Genomic DNA, 15,640 nt, shown 5'->3' with positions numbered 1-15,640 from the left:
ATCCAATCCACTGGTGAGCTTCGCCAGGAGGTTGACATAGCCCCTCAAAGCAGCTCATTTCAACTGGTATCAACATCCAGTGAGTTGCCATGTCCCGAAGCCTTCTCGATAGCTCCGACAGCCGGTTGCAGTTTGCAGGTCACGAGACTTTTCCGCTTCGCTATGGTTGGCTAAAGAAAGCGTACGACGCGGTCAGAACATCGTTAAGTAACGATAGTCAAATCTGCAGTGTCTTCACGGATGATTCAGCAATTGCTCTTTTTGGTGTTGGTCGCAATATGGTCCTTTCAATTCGGCACTGGGCGATTGCAACCGATGTGCTGTCTGCGGAAGATCGTCCGGGTGAGCGCGCCGCTCGAATAGCCACGGGACAGTTAGGCGATTTACTTTTCGGAGATTCGCTCGATTCGTATCTTGAGCACCCCGGATCACTCTGGCTCCTACATTGGATGTTAGCCGGAAAACCGGGGCGGGCGACCACTTGGCACTGGGCGTTCAATGAGTTTCACGAACCGACGTTTGATCGCGAACTCATGCGTCGCCGCTTGAGTCGTCGTTGTGAGGAACTCGGTGATGCAGGCCGGCTCGGCAAGGGCCGAAGCATCAGTGGCATCACCATACGCCGCGATGTCGATTGCCTCTTGCGGACCTATTTCGCCTTAACAGCAGGGGCGCGCCGCGCACCCGAGGATAGCATTGAGTCGCCGCTCGCTGAACTTGGGCTTGTTCAAAAGGCCGGCGTTGGTGAGCTGTTTCGTTTTCGTCGCGGACCTAAGTCGTCCCTTCCGGACGAGGTATTTTTGTTCGCCTTGGTCGATTTTTGGCGGACTTACTATCCGTCGCGTCGCTCGTTTTCCGTCGATTTTCTGACATTTGAGCGAGGCTCCCCAGGGCAAGTCTTCTTGTTGGACGAAGAGGCTGTAGCTGAACGGTTAATCCGGCTCGATGCATTAACAGATGGCGCTCTTAGGTGGGACGAGTCTTCCGGAATGCGACAACTCTACGCGCACAACCTCGACGACATCGACGAGTGGGTTGTTCTTCGAGCCATGTTCCGGCGAGATCTCAGATCGGCAGCAGCATGACTAAAATGCTCAGCGAAACGGTACGCGTGGCCCGGCGCTTCACCCGATCAATTAGGGTGGACACCGACCTTGGTGATCCGGGTGCACTGGAAGGGTATATTTGTTCTCAATCCGCCGTCGACGCCTTGTTGATCATGGGCCGCCATCGGGAGGCGACCGCACACAGTGCATTTACTTGGACCGGCCCATATGGGAGCGGAAAATCTAGCTTGGCAGTGGCCCTGGCCGCTTTGTTAGCAGGGCCCGCAGAGCGAATCGCCAAGTTATTTGCTGACGCCAATCCAGACGATGCGTCTGAGATGATCAGGCTGTTTCGGCCGACTTCTGAACCTTGGTCAATTGTGCCGGTGGTCGGACAACGGGCCGATGCCGCAACTGTGCTGAGGTCTGCGATTGAGACTTCGCTGCGGGACGAGCTGCCCCAACACAGGGCTAAAGAAAGTTTCGCAGCATGGGTTGGTCGGGCGGCCACCGAGGTTTCGTCGGGGGGCATAGTGCTTCTCATCGATGAGATGGGGAAGTTCCTTGAGCACTCCGCCATAGACGGCGGCGATGTACACGTCTTTCAGGACCTCGCTGAAGTAGCGGCCCGCTCTCGTGGCCGCCTCATCGTAATCGGCATCTTGCACCAGGCCTTTGACGAATATGCTCATCGGATGTCGCGGGAGGCGCGCGATGAATGGTTGAAGGTTCACGGGCGTTTCCTCGATATCTCCATCAGCCTCGCTGGCGACGAGCAGATCGAATTGATATCACGAGCGATTGAATCGGCGGCTAAGCCGCGCGGTAGAGATCCGGCGGCATCGGTAGTAGCCAAAGCAATGCGTGGTGCGCGGAGCGGCCCCACTGAATCGTTGGAGCAGCGGCTTGCCGCTTGTTGGCCCCTGCATCCAGTTGTTGCGGCCCTTCTAGGGCCTATTTCTAGGCGGCGATTTGGTCAAAGCCAGCGTAGCATCTTTGGCTTTCTTACCTCGGCTGAACCCTTCGGCTTCCAAGAATTTCTCGCGAAAACGCCTGCGAACGGGTCGGTTTTTTCTCCGGAACAGCTCTGGGACTATTTGCGATCAAATTTAGAGCCAGCGATTCTAGCATCGCCTGATGGACACCGGTGGTCGACGGCGGTCGATGCCGTTGATCGATGTGAAACTCGAGGTGGAACAGCGAACCATTTGCGAATCTTGAAGGCGATTGCGCTCCTCGACCTCTTTAAGGATCGCTCAGGGCTCCCGCCCACGCCTGAGATTGTCGCGTCCTGCACCCCCAACGACCAAGTCAACTTCGAGGCCCTCCTTGAGGACCTTGCAGCCTGGTCGGTCGTCGTGTTTCGCAAACACGCCGGCGCGTTCGCGATCTATGCCGGAAGCGACTTCGACATTGAGCAGGCCGTGGACAGTGCGAGGAAGGCCGGGGTCTCAATCGATTACCGACAACTGGCCAGGCAAGCCGCGCTGCAGCCCATCTTGGCAAAGCGTCACTATGAGACCACGGGCGCGTTAAGGTGGTTCGAAATTGATCTCGCCCCGCTCCATGAGGCCGAGGAGCGAGTCCGAGCTTACCGCCCCGCCGCCGGTGCCGCCGGGTTATTCTTACTACTCGTAGGCGCTAACGGCGAGCCTCAGTCAGAGGCCCGCAAAATCATTAAGGCTGCGGCGGGCTGGGCTGGGGATCGCCTGATTGTAGTCGGATGGACGCGTGATAGCTTTCGACTTCGTGAGATGGCGAGCGAGCTCACAGCTCTAGAGTATGTTCGAGCTACTCGGTCTGAGCTGGAAGGGGACGCGATCGCGCGACGTGAGATCGATGCTCGACTCTCGCGCTTGTCAGCCGATCTCGAAGATCGGCTTAGTGAAGCGATTGATGTGGTCGATTGGCGCTTTCCTACCGGCGCCGATGTCAGCACACACTCGCACCTCAGTGGCCAGGCAGCGCTGAGTATATTGGCATCACGCCTAGCGGACTGGCGCTATCCAAAAACACCGCACCTTAGAAACGAACTCGTCAATCGTACCCGACCATCGTCAAATGCTGCCGCGGCGACGCGGGCGTTGTTGAAAGCCATGGTCGAGCAGAACGGCAAATCTCGTCTGTCGATGGAAGGGTATCCGCCGGAGGCAGGATTGTACTCTAGTCTGCTTGAAGCGACCGGATTGTACACGTCCGATGACGAGGGCGCTTGTCGCTTTCGGGCTCCTGTCGACGGCGATTGGCACCGGCTGAGCGCTCTCTGGACCGCGGGTGAAAACCTGCTCAAGAACTCGGAAATAGGCTCTCCGCTATCCGAATTGTTTGCGCTGTGGCGAGCCCCACCATTTGGTGTGCGTGACGGCCTCCTCAGCATCCTTGGCGTAGCGTTTTTGCTCACAAACGTTGAGCGAGCTGCGATCTATCTCGAAGGCGTTTTCCGTCCCCAACTGGACAGCTTTCTCGTCGATCGGATTCTCCAAGATCCAAGCGCAGTGAGGGTCCGTCTTATTGAACTCTCTGATCTCGATGCGAATCTCATCTCAGAGTTGGCTCGGCGGCTGACCACGGAGGAAGTCAGCGTTGCTCCTTCAGCGCTCGATGTGGCCAAGGCACTAGTAAAAAACATTCGAGCGCTGCCCGCTTGGACGACGCGAACGGCGACCTTGTCAAAATCGGCCACGGCATTGCGAAACCTAGGTCAGAAGTCGCACGATCCGAACCAACTTCTGTTCGAGGATCTGCCGCGCGCGATCGGTGAGGGCTACAATGATCAAGGAGCGCTATTGGCTAGCGCTGTGGAAATGGGGCTCAGAGAACTGGAGGGCGCCTACGCCAAAATGCTCGCTGATCTGGCCATGACGTTGATGACGGAACTCCGGTTCAAGGGCGCCGCGGCGTCAGATTACGGACTGCTACACAGACGCGCCGACAACGTGAGGGGACTGTCGGGTAATTTCCGTCTTGATGCACTTGCGACGCGGCTTTCGACTTACCAAGGCGACCTAGATGACATCGAGGGTCTCGCCAGCCTCGCGGCCAACAAGCCGCCTCGGGATTGGGTTGACCGAGATATTGATGCAGCGAGAATCGAACTGGCGGCACTTGCCCAGCAATTCCTTCGAGCAGAAGGCTTTGGGCATTTGAAGGGACGCACAGACGGTCGGGTGACTATGGTCGTCTACATGAGCGACCCCTCCTTCCCAGAACCCGTGACGTCAGAGATCGAGTTAGATCCTGCAGAGCGCCAAAAAGCTGATGAACTATGCCTAAAGTTGGTTGCTCTCCTCGGCAAGGAAGGTGCCGCCGACAAAGTGGCGCTTGGCGCTATCGCAAAGCTCGGTATGACGCTGAATGCGGAGCAAACATCCCGAACCAAGCAGCGAGTGCGAGCCTAAAATGACTGAAAAGCACGTCCTTGGCATATCCGGTGGCCGCGATAGCGCAGCGCTTGCAGTTTACATGCGGCAGCACCATCCAGATTTGGAAATAGACTACTTCTTCACCGATACAGGAAAGGAGCTGCCGGAGGTCTATGAGTTTCTCGGGCGGCTGGAGGGTTTTCTAGGGAAACCAATACTTCGGCTGAATCCGGATCGCGATTTCGACTTCTGGCTGCGCGAGTACAAAAACTTCCTACCTTCGCCTCAGACTCGGTGGTGCACTCGACAACTCAAGATTAAGCCCTTCGAGAATTGGGTGCGCCCGTTTGTGAAGGATGGCTATGTCGTCAACAGCTACGTCGCCATCCGTTCCGATGAGGAGTATCGTGAAGGTTACGTCTCAGGGCAGGAAAATCTCCGCATCCACTTACCCTTTCGCACAGACGGGATCGACAAGGCCGCAGTTATGGAAATCCTGGAGGCCGCTGGAGTTGGATTGCCCGACTACTACCGTTGGCGATCCAGAAGCGGCTGTACTTTTTGCTTCTATCAGCAAAAAATTGAATGGGCGCGGCTGCTTGATGAGCATCCCGATGCGTTTGAAGAAGCGAAACGCTACGAAAAAAACGCGCTTGAGCATGGATCCCCATTCTCCTGGAGCCAGGGTGAGTCATTGGAGGACTTAGCGAAACCCCAACGGCTCGAGCAAATCCGTCGAGAGCACGAGAAACGGGTCGCTCGTCTGAAAGCCCGACGCCCCGTGAACGCGCTTATTGATGACGAGCCAGTGGAACTAGACGAGGTCTATGGCCAAAGTAAAATGTGCGTAACCTGCCATAAATGATCGAGTGTTGAACTGGGCACTAGCCAACCTTCCCCTCCTGCCTTAGCGTTGGGGCACGAAATGCCGCCGTTAATTGAGAGCGCACGACGCTTCTTAGGATAGCTTGGCCTCAATGACCTTTCGCTGCCGAATCCTCCTTCGGTCCCCTTTCAGTGATCATGTGAGCCGGGCTCGGTGAGATTCGATCAGTTTTTAACGCGCGCCGACGATGAGATTTTGCAGGCCCTGCTTGGCATCAAGGTTTTGCGACTTCTTAGAGCACTCGACAGCACCGGGTTTAACCAAGGTCGACAACGCTCACTTCTGGTAGAGCAGACTAAACCGCAGACACTTCTAACCAATCCGAAAACACGCGCATTGCTCTTAGACCTTCTTCGACCGGCGGAAGCCGAACAGCTGTGTCGCGTATTGGGACTGCACACCGAGCGGCCATATGAGGCTCTGAAGTCCGTGAAGGTATCCGGTGATCGGCTGGTTGCGCTGTTGGCGTTTTTCGAGCTGTCGCCGCTTCAAGAAGAGCCTCGCGAAGAGTTGCCTGCGGCAAAAGTAATTGAGCCTGTCTACGGACTATTTTCGCACCAGGAGCGCGCCGCGCGAAAGACTATCGCCGCACTAATATCAGGTCGCAAGCGTGTTCTGTTGCACATGCCGACAGGTGCCGGGAAAACCCGAACAGCAATGCACATCATTGCTGAAAACCTACGATTGTTCCCGGACAAGTCGGTGATCTGGCTCGCGCACAGCGAGGAACTCTGTGATCAAGCCGCCGTGGAGTTTGAGAAGGCATGGAGAAGCCTGGGCAGTCATCCAGTCGTGATTAGGCGGTTTTGGGGCGGGCGCTCGCTAGAAATCGACGACGTGCGAGGCGACTTCATTGTCGCGGGATTGCCTAAGATGAATGCCACCGTGAAGCGCAGTCTTGCGACTATTGGGCGGCTTGGTGCCGGAGCGTCCTTGGTGGTCATGGATGAAGCCCACCAGGCCGTGGCGCCGACCTATCAACTCATCCTTGATGCTCTTGTTTTGCCCTTCCCCTCAAGTTCTCTGCTTGGTCTGAGCGCCACGCCAGGTAGGACCTGGAACGACCTTGACGCGGATCAGGCGCTTGCCAATTTCTTCGGGCGTCAGAAAGTCTCGCTTCAAATCGAGGGATACTCCAACCCGGTCGAATACCTCATCCAACAAGGATATCTGGCTAGGACGACTTTTAGGCCGCTGCTGCTTACAAGCGGTGTGACGATGACTGAGAAGGATCGGGCCCGGCTAAAAGAAGAGCTCGAAATTCCTACTGAAATTTTACAGCGATTGGCGGAAGTTGAGGTTCGCAACCTAGCAATTCTGTCTGAGATCGAACAGCTTGCAAAGCGTCACCGTCGAATTATCGTATTCGCCACGACGGTCGAGCACTCCGATCTGCTAGCTTACACCCTTCGCGCCCGAGGGCTGTGGGCCATGTCCGTTACAGGTTCGACACCAGGTTTGGAACGTCAAGCGACTCTTCAAGAGTACAAAGCACCATCTGACGACGTTCGAATAATCTGCAATTTCGGCGTTCTAACGACTGGGTTTGACGCGCCAGAAACAAGCGCCGCCGTAATCGCACGACCTACGATTTCCTTGGTTCTCTATAGCCAGATGGTGGGTCGCGCGATCAGAGGGACTAGGGCGGGCGGCAACGCCGAAGCCGAGATCGTCACGGTGGTCGATAGCGGTCTGCCTGGCTTTGGTGATATTGGGGACGCGTTTCTCAATTGGGAAGATGTTTGGGGAGAGCCATGAACTTTTCGATCGTACCCGCGCATTTGGCCGTCAAGGCTATGCGCGACAACGGATACAAGAACGCCGCCTATGCAATTGCGGAGTTGATGGACAACGCCATTCAGGCCGGCGCTAAAAACGTCGAGCTATTGTGCGCGGAACAGACCACACCGCTGGCCCAGCGCACCAGGCGCCGTGTTCACCAGATTGCGGTGCTCGATGATGCGTCCGGAATGGATAAAGATACTCTCCGCATCGCTCTGCAGTTTGGAAATGGTACTCGCCTGGAAGAGGCAAACCAGACGGGGATCGGGCGCTTCGGAATGGGGCTTCCTGCGTCCTCAATTTCCCAGTGTCAAAAGGTTGAGGTGTGGTCTTGGCGCGGAGGTGTGGCGAACGCGATTTACACCTACCTCGACCTAGGCGAGATCGCATCCCAGAAAATGACTGAAGTGCCTGAGCCCACAGCCAAGTCGATTCCAAGGCTTTGGAAAAAGGCTGGCAACGAATGGGGGGAATCCGGCACGTTGGTTGTCTGGTCTATTCTCGATCGGTTGATGTGGAAGACCGCGGCCACAATCATTGATAACTCTGAATTCGTGATTGGGCGCATGTACCGACGGTTTCTGAAGAAGGATCAGGTTCGGATCCGGATGGCTGCCTTCGATATAGACCGTCCGGAAAACGTCACTATCGATCAGTGGGCTAAGCCGAACGACCCAGGATACCTTTCCACCGGCACTTCAACCCCAGCACCGTGGGATGACAGGCCTATGTTTGAAAAATGGGGTGGTGAGGATGGCTATGAGGTCACGCACAAGATTGAGTTCCGCGGCCAACAGCATCCCGTAAAAATCCGATACTCGGTCGCTAAGGAAGAAGCGCGGCAAGGCATCAACCCCGGCTCGCGCGATTACGGCAAACACGCGGCGAAGAATGAGGGACTGTCGGTAGTGCGTGCCGGTCGCGAACTCGAATTGGACGATGGATGGGCCGATCCCTCTGAGCCCCGTGATCGCTGGTGGGGGATCGAAGTTGAATTCCCGCCGGCGCTGGACGAGATCTTCGGTGTTACCAACAATAAACAACATGCGCATGGTCTGTCAGAGCTCGCGAAGTTGGACCTCGACAATCTATTGAAGGATGGGAGGAGCCTCGGTGAGCTGCGCGAACAGCTCGACGACGATGAAGACCCTCGTGCACCTCTGATCGAAATAGCTCACCAAATCCAGAAAACGAGGAATGTGTTGCGTCGCTTGCTTCGGGCACAAACGGCTTCGGAGGAACGTCGTGACCGAACAAGGCATCCTGATCCGAATTCGCCAGAGAGCCGCGCGACCGAAATCACGCGACATCGGCAGGAGGAAGGCCACGAGGGTCAGAGCGACGCGGGCGAACAGCTGCCCGCCGATCAGCGTCAAAGCCAAATCGAAGGGGAACTGACGAGCCTTGGAATGCCAGCAGCCGCGGCTAAGGAACTGGCGGCTACAACCATTTCAGATGGCTTGAAGTACGTGTTTGCCGAAGCCGATCTTGAAAGTATGGCGTTCTTCTCGGTGAAACAGAGGGGTGGGTCGATTATCATCACCTTGAACACGAGCCATCCGGCATTTGGCTCTCTTGTGGAAGTGCTGGAGAAGGATGCTACCGGCGAAGACGATGCTAGCCTACGCGAGCGTCTCACTACGGCGGCCGGTGGCCTTAAGCTAGTTCTGATGGCTTGGGCTCGCTATGAAGATGAGCAGCCTGATGGCCCGCGGCGCAATCAAGCACAGGAAACCCGTGCGGACTGGGGGCGTCTGGCTCGGCAGTTCCTGAACAACGATAGTTAAGTAGTGTCGTCTCCCGTCGGAGAAACTCTGCTTACGGTTTGCCGCGAGGCAAGGAGCGAACTGTTGCTTGTCGCTCCATATATAAAACTCGCTGCACTGGTAAAGGTGTTAGACGCGACTTCCCCAGGGGTGTCGGTGCAGGTGATTACACGCTGGCGGTTAGATGAGTTGGCATCTGGTGTCTCCGATCTAGCGATTTGGCCCGCTCTTTGCGCTAGGGGGCGCGCTGAACTATGGCTACAGCCTTCCCTCCACGCCAAATATTATCGGGCTGACAATCGTTCTATCCTCGGTTCTGCGAACCTCACCGGCGCGGGATTGGGGTGGTCAGCGTCGTCGAACTTGGAGCTTCTTGTCGAGAGTTCGCATCTTGCCGTGCATCTCTCGCTTTTCGAGTCAGAGGCATTTCGAGGTGCGAAGAAGGTCGATGATGCAATATACCTAGCGTTCAAAGTCGCGCTTGACGCCCTTCCTCCGCTACCACCGCCCCGGCTTGAGGATGCACAAATCGACAGCGTGAAGTTCGCTACGTGGAGACCATCGCTGCGGTTTCCTCAGGACATGTGGCGGTATTATTCCGGCGAACGAAGCAGCCTCACGACAGCCTCATGTGAGGCTGCGCGATTGGACCTGACGGCGCTGGACCCGCCGGCCGCGCTGAGTCAGGACGTCTTTCACTCATGGGTCGCCCTACAACTTCGACAACATCCTGAAGTCCAGGCAATTGAGGCATTTGGGGCGCAGTCACGACGGTTCGGTGAGATGAGATCGCTCATGAGTTCCTTAGGTGCGCAGGATGGCGCCCATGCCTGGCAAACCTGGATGCGGTGGCTAGGTCATTTCGATCCTACGAGGTTCAAGTTTCACGTAGCCAACTACTCGGAGATATTCGAGGTCGTTGCGCCGACCCAATAGTCAGAACGAGCTTTTAAGGCTCAATGTTCGGTGAGCCAACCAGGTTTGCAAAACGGACCAAGGTCGATGCCGTCCCACCTTGGTCGTCGCGGATGATCGCGAGACGGCCCAGGATCGTGGCGATGGCATAGGTTCGCCCGCTATTGCTGAGCGCGCGAAATCGAGAAGCCCGGCACCTAATTCAGCGCCGACGGGTGGGTCGCGCTCGATTACCGCTTTCTTTAGCGCAGAGATAACGCGAGTCATCCTCCGAGCTCGGCTGGTCCCAACGTCTTGGGTATCAACCTGCCAGGATTCGAACTCAGAGCGCAAACTTACGATGCAACCCGAAAGGCTGCCCAGAGTCTCCACCAACACAGCGACAAATTGGTCCCGGGCCTCTTCTCCAGACACTTCTTCGACCGCAGCCTTCGCTGCATAGTTCGCCTTCCATGGTCCCGACGCAAACATGAGGGCCTCACCAAGATAACGACGGTCATCGCTATCAGACAAAATATGCGGGCTGGCCCTAGGAGCACTGACGACCTGAGACGCCAAATCCTCGAACCGGGGTCTGATGTGCTTGGCAACTGCTGCTATTCGAAAAAGCAAGGCCAAGGCCTTCAAAAGGTCAGAACCATCGTTCTCGCGCGCAGCCGTCCATAGCTTTTCGATACGCGCGAAAAACCCAGCCTCGCGAGTGGCGCCGACAAGCTGTTTGTCTCTCTGAAGGCGGATTGCACTCTCACGAGCTACGTCCAAGTCACTCAGGTCCAGCGCGCCTTGTCGTTCTTCCGATGGGGTATTCACGTCGCATTCCTTTCAGTCGGACTCGTCGTAGGCGCGATCAGGAGATCCAACGCGGTGGCTTTTCTTGGCGATGACATTTGCTAAACGCTTTGGGTGACAGCTCGACACATTCTAGGCCCAGTTTCGCATACGGAAATCACAGGCCAAGCTGCACTAAGGCCTCTTCAAGACCAATTTTGCCGCCGCGCGTGCGCTTAAGAGCCGGGTCCTTCAACTCTTCGAGCGAGACAAACTTCCCTTCACGGAAGACACACCACTTCCGAATGGAGCTGAGTGACACCGTCCCGCCGTTCGTTTTGCTGAAATGCTTTTTCCGATTTTGAACGATTTCCATGGCTGGCTGGAACGGCCGACCGTGTGACGGCTCAATCAGTTTACCATCCATGTAGAATCCATCCTCGCGGATTTCTGCCACGGCGTCAGGCTTGCCTTCGTATTTGGCGCCGCGTGATAGGAACAGATAGAGCTTTTCACCGACCGGCAGACGAATGCCTTCCTTGTAATCGAGCAGCTTCCGGCCATCTGCCAGAAAAGGTTTGGCCACTATCTTCTGTAGGGGCGTCAGTGCTCGAACCAGGATCTCGGACTTGGTATCGCTTGGGCTCCGGCGAAGTCCTTCGATCAGCCTGACGGCCTCTGCCGTCAGGCCAGCGAACTCAACATAGCTCTCTCCGGACATGAAAACTTCCCTCCACCTAGATCGATTCCTGTAGCGTATCTAAGAAGTTTCTAATTGCAACAGTTAGCCGCTAATTAATAGAGATAGTGCTAATTTCGATGGCGCCTTCCATACAAAAATGACCCGGCGACCACGTCAGGGCACAATAAACATCGTCATGCGTTCAAAATCCACATATTGCGCGAAGCGATCTTGGATTCTCACGCGGGCTACGTGAAGAAGCGCGACACGCGCATGACGGCCTTCCACCAAGGCGTCTACAGGATCGCAAATTCGGAGTTCCCAGGATTAAGGATGGCATGGGTCGATAAGGCTGGACACGACGACTCCATCATTCATCTTCCGCATGCATTGCCTAGGCGGGGTGACAAGGTCCTTCTGAAAGCAAAGATGGGAACGGCCGAGTTGCGGGTCGACACGAAAGATCCGATTGGAGCCGAAAGCGCTCTTCGTGAACTCATCGACCCGGGTTGGCGGACGACAATTGCAAAAAGCTATGCTGGCGTTGAGATACCTGTCGCACATGTCGATCCGACCTTGGACTTCGGCGAAGTCGAACCCCACGTACGTCATTTTCTAGGGGCGCTCATCAAGCTTCAGGAATTCTACCTCCTAAGGGAGGTAGCGGAAGCGATCGAGGCAAACCGCGGCATGCGACGACCGTAGTGTGGTCTCCGGGATGGCGATCGTTTTCAGTTAGCGCTGATTGAAGGAGGAGATCTGTTCAGCGGCTCACGCAGCAAGAAGATGGGGCAAGTTCACTGCGCCCGCCTCGTCAAAGATCAGTCCATGACATTGCACTGCCGCCGATCGAGGCTGGGATAGAGAGAGCGTTGCGAATCCGAGCCGAGTATCAAGTGTACCGGCTATGTGGTGTGTGGCGATCAAACCTGCCTCTCGGCCCAGCATACTGTGATGGGGATAGAGCAGCATCAGACGGTCGCACCGATAGACGTGAGCGTAAGCCATTAGCTGGTAAACATCCGCTTGGCTCACACCGTGTCTCTGATCATCAATCTCGCTGCTCAATCTTTTCCATTTCGTGTCGATGATAAGCACAGGGCTACTGTCACGGGAGACTACTATGTCAGGGCGAGTCAAAAACGAGCGCTTGCCGGTATGGTAGTCGATCAACGCGTGATCTGTTGGGCTTTGCAAAGAGACGGAATACTTTGTTTTTGAAAGCGCCTGCTTGATCTTACGACCGACGAACTCCTCGAAAAGAGCATGCATTTCGAAGAGGAGAGAGAAACCTCGGCCCTCTCCGCTGCTGGTATTCTGGTAGCGTCGACCAAGAAGCAGCTTGGCTAATTCGAGTGGCTGCGCCCAGGCGCGATTTGTCCTGTCAATCGCCACACGATCCCACGGCAATTGGGCCACGGGCACTGTGGAGATTTCTGCAAATGCGAAGGCAAGCTCCGTCAATCGCCGTTGATTGAGGGGCGATCTCGCGATGCTATAGAGACGCGAGACCGCAGCTTTCATTATCCTGTTAAGAGCGATATCGGGACTCAATTCGTCGAACCGACAAGCAAGCCTCTGTGGAGTGACCGACAACGTTGTGAACTGCCGCTTGAGGACGAGCCGACCACGGATAGCTGCTAGGTCATCTTCGTGTTCGATATATTGTCTTGGCATACCGCGATGCAGCGCTTTGAACAGCTGATCGCAGAAGAGGCGGATAAGAATCTCGAGCAAATCGTCGTTCTGCCAATCAAGATCCGTTATGGCGCCGTCCGAAATTTCGAGATCGATGACAGCCGCAAGCATATGAACGAGGCTGCGACGCGTAGCGCCATCGTTGTCGGCCCCATCTATCTTGGGGAGGATCTCTAATGCGACCCCTGGGGCGGCCAACACGCCGACGACCTGTTGCGCTCGCAGCCGATGAGGATGATTAATCAGGATACATTCGCCATCTTCACCGCCCAATGGGTTAGTCCGACTGAGTTCCAAAAGCCGATCGGCAATTGCGCGGGTGAACTCTCCCTCACCAGGTCGTTCGATTGGGAGGTATCCCCATTCGCGAATGGTTCGTTTGATCATGCCTCGAGCTGTCTGTATGCCGCCAAATCAAATGCGGGCTGTAGCGTGTATCGCCACCGGTCATTGCCGAAATCGCCGTTGGTGCCGCTAATTGGAGCTAGTTTTCGGCGTCTGATGAAACCGCCGTCATCGGCGGTGTCAGCCAGGACGAGACGAATCTTCTCCCAATCCTCATAGAAATATTCGCTCAATAGTGGGATGATTTTGGTTCGCATTACGTCATCGAGTTCCGCTTTGGACCGACAACCAATGAAATAAGCATGTCCGATTTGATGCTCACGATCAAAAAGGCTCTCAATCCTTTCGTTCAGATTGGACAGAACGGCACTGACGTTTATCCCGTCGATGTTTGTGGGCAGCAGTCTCGGCTCAGGCATCATTTCGCGAAATTGGAAACGCCGCCTCAGTGCCGTATCCAACAGGGCGATCGATCGATCTGCGGTGTTCATCGTTCCAACGATATGCAGATTAATCGGAACTCCGAAACTCTTTCCTGAATAGGGTAGGGTGACAGTCAGTTCATTATCGGAACCGATTCGCTTGTCCGGCTCTATAAGGGTGATCAGCTCGCCCAAAACCTTCGAGATGTTGGCGCGATTGATTTCGTCAATCACCAAGACGTATGACTCTGGAGTTCCTTTCTCAGCCAATTCAGCAATGCGCCTGAAGATCCCTGGATGGACTTTGAGGCTAAAACCAGCATTTGGCGCCGACGCATCCTGCGCTCCATCGATTGACCGGGTTTCAGGACGAAGTCCCTCAACAAAATCCTCATATGAGTAAGATTGGTGAAACGTAACGAATGCGATCCGCTCCCGGGCAACAAGCTCGCGATACCTCCTCATGATGGCGTCTCGGTCCTGCGGAATCGTACCGTCGTCGCATAGCTTGACAGCAACAGTTGCCGTTTCGAAAGTTTTGCCTGTGCCCGGTGGGCCGTAAAGGACAAGATTGGTGGGCGGTGCTCTCGTATTCATCGTCGGATTTGTCTTTTCTCTTCGTTCAGCCGCCTGCATATCCGCGGTTAGAAAGCCGCTCTCATACCAATCTAGAAACTGCTGTAGCATTGGTGCGTCACTGACTCTGACGCTAACGACCGACTTTGGAAAACCCTGCCTGCGATACTCGTCTGGGGGATTGTTCTTTAGCCGAGGTGGCAGGTTGGAGTGTCTTCCTTTCTCCGCGGGATACAGTTGAAAGTCAGTGACTGAAGGGTCGAGCTGCCTCTCATCCTGCTCGATCCAAAGCTGCACCTTTGATATATCTTTCTGCAGCGCGATTGATCGTCCATCTCGTAGCGAAAAGGCGATCATTTTGTCGGTTTCTTGTAGTGGCGATCCGTAGCGCTCCCGTAGCACGGCCTCTGCTCTAGAAACGTCCAGAATGTCGTCGGCGTTGGTCATCAAACGTCACCGCCCATTCGGCTGAAGGTGATGCCGCCCGCTCCCCTTGCGGCCACGGTCTCTAGGACTTTTGTCATTGATGCTCCAACAGGGATAGCTAGAGATGAATTTGCCGATTTGGCCCGTTCGACGTCAACCTGTATGATGTTATTTTCGCCAGTTTATCTGAGTTGGCGGGGAGGGGTGTTCCGATGCCGCAATGGACTTGCGTTGCCCTGGACTACGAGAGATGGGATAGAGGAAAGGACGTGTTTGTCGAGAGCGACGATACGATATCCGCAGATTCCATCAAAATCTCTCGCGCGTCCGACCAAGAGCGTCGAAATTTCTTTCAACAAAAGGTAGCTGCGATCGCATGGCACTTGGGATCTGATCATGTTCCCGTCTTTGTGGATTTTAACGGTGAAAAAAGGCGGATGGACTGGGAGTGTATCGGCAATGCGCTTGCCTCTTCATTTTTGATCCCTCTCCGAGACGGGCCCGAGGGTTACCTGACCCATGTAGCAATCAATGCTCTGATGCCATCGGACGGGAAGGTAGATGGCAAATCATCGGCTTTGTTCGAGGATCATGTTGCTTATACAGACGCGCCACGGCAACCAATCCTCCGGTCACTGCGGCAGCATATTCTCGAGATAGATAATCGCTTACATGAAGGTGAATCCGTGACCCCTGCGCAGCGGATTGCGTACAAAGTTCCCGGATCCAGGAGATGCTTCCTGGAGATCAAGGTTCAGCGGAGCGCGATTTTGGTTCGATTGATCGACACGGGACTGGCCGATCCACGAGGCGCAATTCATAGAATTCCCGATAGCCACGGTTGGGCAGTGAAAGATGAGTTTCGGATCGCTGGCGAGGAAGATGCTGAATACGTCAAGCCGTTCATCCGAGCGGCTTGGCGGTTGGCTAATGCAGAAAGCTAGGTCTTTGCCAATAGGACGCGAG

At 55.4% G+C, this 15,640-nt stretch carries 11 protein-coding genes; 8 read left to right on the top strand and 3 right to left on the bottom strand.

Annotation, left to right across the window (positions count from 1 at the left end):
• Positions 1–89 precede the first annotated feature (89 nt).
• The 6 genes from AC1DZP_RS26245 to AC1DZP_RS26220 all read left to right on the top strand — a co-directional run bounded on the left by AC1DZP_RS26245 (position 90) and on the right by AC1DZP_RS26220 (position 9,778).
• Positions 90–1,085: a DUF4007 family protein gene (locus AC1DZP_RS26245; RefSeq protein ID WP_477306402.1), complete on the top strand. Its 996-nt coding sequence runs from the start codon at positions 90–92 to the stop codon at positions 1,083–1,085.
• A 5-nt stretch (positions 1,086–1,090) separates the two neighbouring features.
• Entirely contained in the window at positions 1,091–4,444 is a 3,354-nt protein-coding gene (locus tag AC1DZP_RS26240) for an ATP-binding protein (protein WP_477306400.1), read from the top strand.
• Between the two features lies 1 nt (position 4,445).
• The gene (locus AC1DZP_RS26235; protein WP_477306398.1) at positions 4,446–5,273 is read left to right on the top strand and encodes a phosphoadenosine phosphosulfate reductase domain-containing protein; all 828 of its coding nucleotides are present in this window, start codon (positions 4,446–4,448) and stop codon (positions 5,271–5,273) included.
• Positions 5,274–5,447: 174 nt separating this feature from the next.
• A complete protein-coding gene (locus AC1DZP_RS26230) occupies positions 5,448–7,052 on the top strand; it encodes a DEAD/DEAH box helicase (RefSeq protein ID WP_477306396.1) in 1,605 nt (534 codons plus the stop codon).
• A complete protein-coding gene (locus AC1DZP_RS26225) occupies positions 7,049–8,863 on the top strand; it encodes an ATP-binding protein (RefSeq protein WP_477306394.1) in 1,815 nt (604 codons plus the stop codon). The genes AC1DZP_RS26230 and AC1DZP_RS26225 overlap by 4 nt, the downstream gene beginning before the upstream one ends.
• Positions 8,864–8,866: 3 nt before the next feature.
• Positions 8,867–9,778: a phospholipase D family protein gene (locus tag AC1DZP_RS26220; RefSeq protein WP_477306392.1), complete on the top strand. Its 912-nt coding sequence runs from the start codon at positions 8,867–8,869 to the stop codon at positions 9,776–9,778.
• Positions 9,779–10,703: 925 nt separating this feature from the next.
• On the opposite strand, the gene AC1DZP_RS26215 is transcribed toward AC1DZP_RS26220, so the two are convergent.
• The gene (locus AC1DZP_RS26215) at positions 10,704–11,246 is read right to left on the bottom strand and encodes a hypothetical protein (RefSeq protein ID WP_477306390.1); all 543 of its coding nucleotides are present in this window, start codon (positions 11,244–11,246) and stop codon (positions 10,704–10,706) included.
• A gap of 213 nt (positions 11,247–11,459) precedes the next feature.
• Here AC1DZP_RS26215 and AC1DZP_RS26210 point away from each other — a divergent pair, with 213 nt between their 5' ends.
• Positions 11,460–11,912 (top strand): hypothetical protein, encoded by a 453-nt coding sequence (locus tag AC1DZP_RS26210; RefSeq protein WP_477306388.1) that lies wholly within the window; start codon positions 11,460–11,462, stop codon positions 11,910–11,912.
• A gap of 66 nt (positions 11,913–11,978) precedes the next feature.
• Here the strand turns inward: AC1DZP_RS26210 and AC1DZP_RS26205 are convergent, their stop codons facing one another.
• Positions 11,979–13,292 carry an McrC family protein gene (locus AC1DZP_RS26205; RefSeq protein ID WP_477306386.1) on the bottom strand — a complete coding sequence of 438 codons (1,314 nt, stop codon included), beginning with the start codon at positions 13,290–13,292 and terminating at the stop codon, positions 11,979–11,981.
• Positions 13,289–14,695 (bottom strand): McrB family protein, encoded by a 1,407-nt coding sequence (locus AC1DZP_RS26200; protein WP_477306384.1) that lies wholly within the window; start codon positions 14,693–14,695, stop codon positions 13,289–13,291. The genes AC1DZP_RS26205 and AC1DZP_RS26200 overlap by 4 nt, the downstream gene beginning before the upstream one ends.
• A 248-nt stretch (positions 14,696–14,943) precedes the next feature.
• Here AC1DZP_RS26200 and AC1DZP_RS26195 point away from each other — a divergent pair, with 248 nt between their 5' ends.
• A complete protein-coding gene (locus AC1DZP_RS26195) occupies positions 14,944–15,618 on the top strand; it encodes a hypothetical protein (RefSeq protein ID WP_477306382.1) in 675 nt (224 codons plus the stop codon).
• The last annotated feature ends 22 nt before the right edge of the window (positions 15,619–15,640 follow it).

This window comes from Mesorhizobium sp. P2_F8 (assembly GCF_056403655.1).
This window is presented reverse-complemented; position numbering and strand designations above follow the sequence as displayed.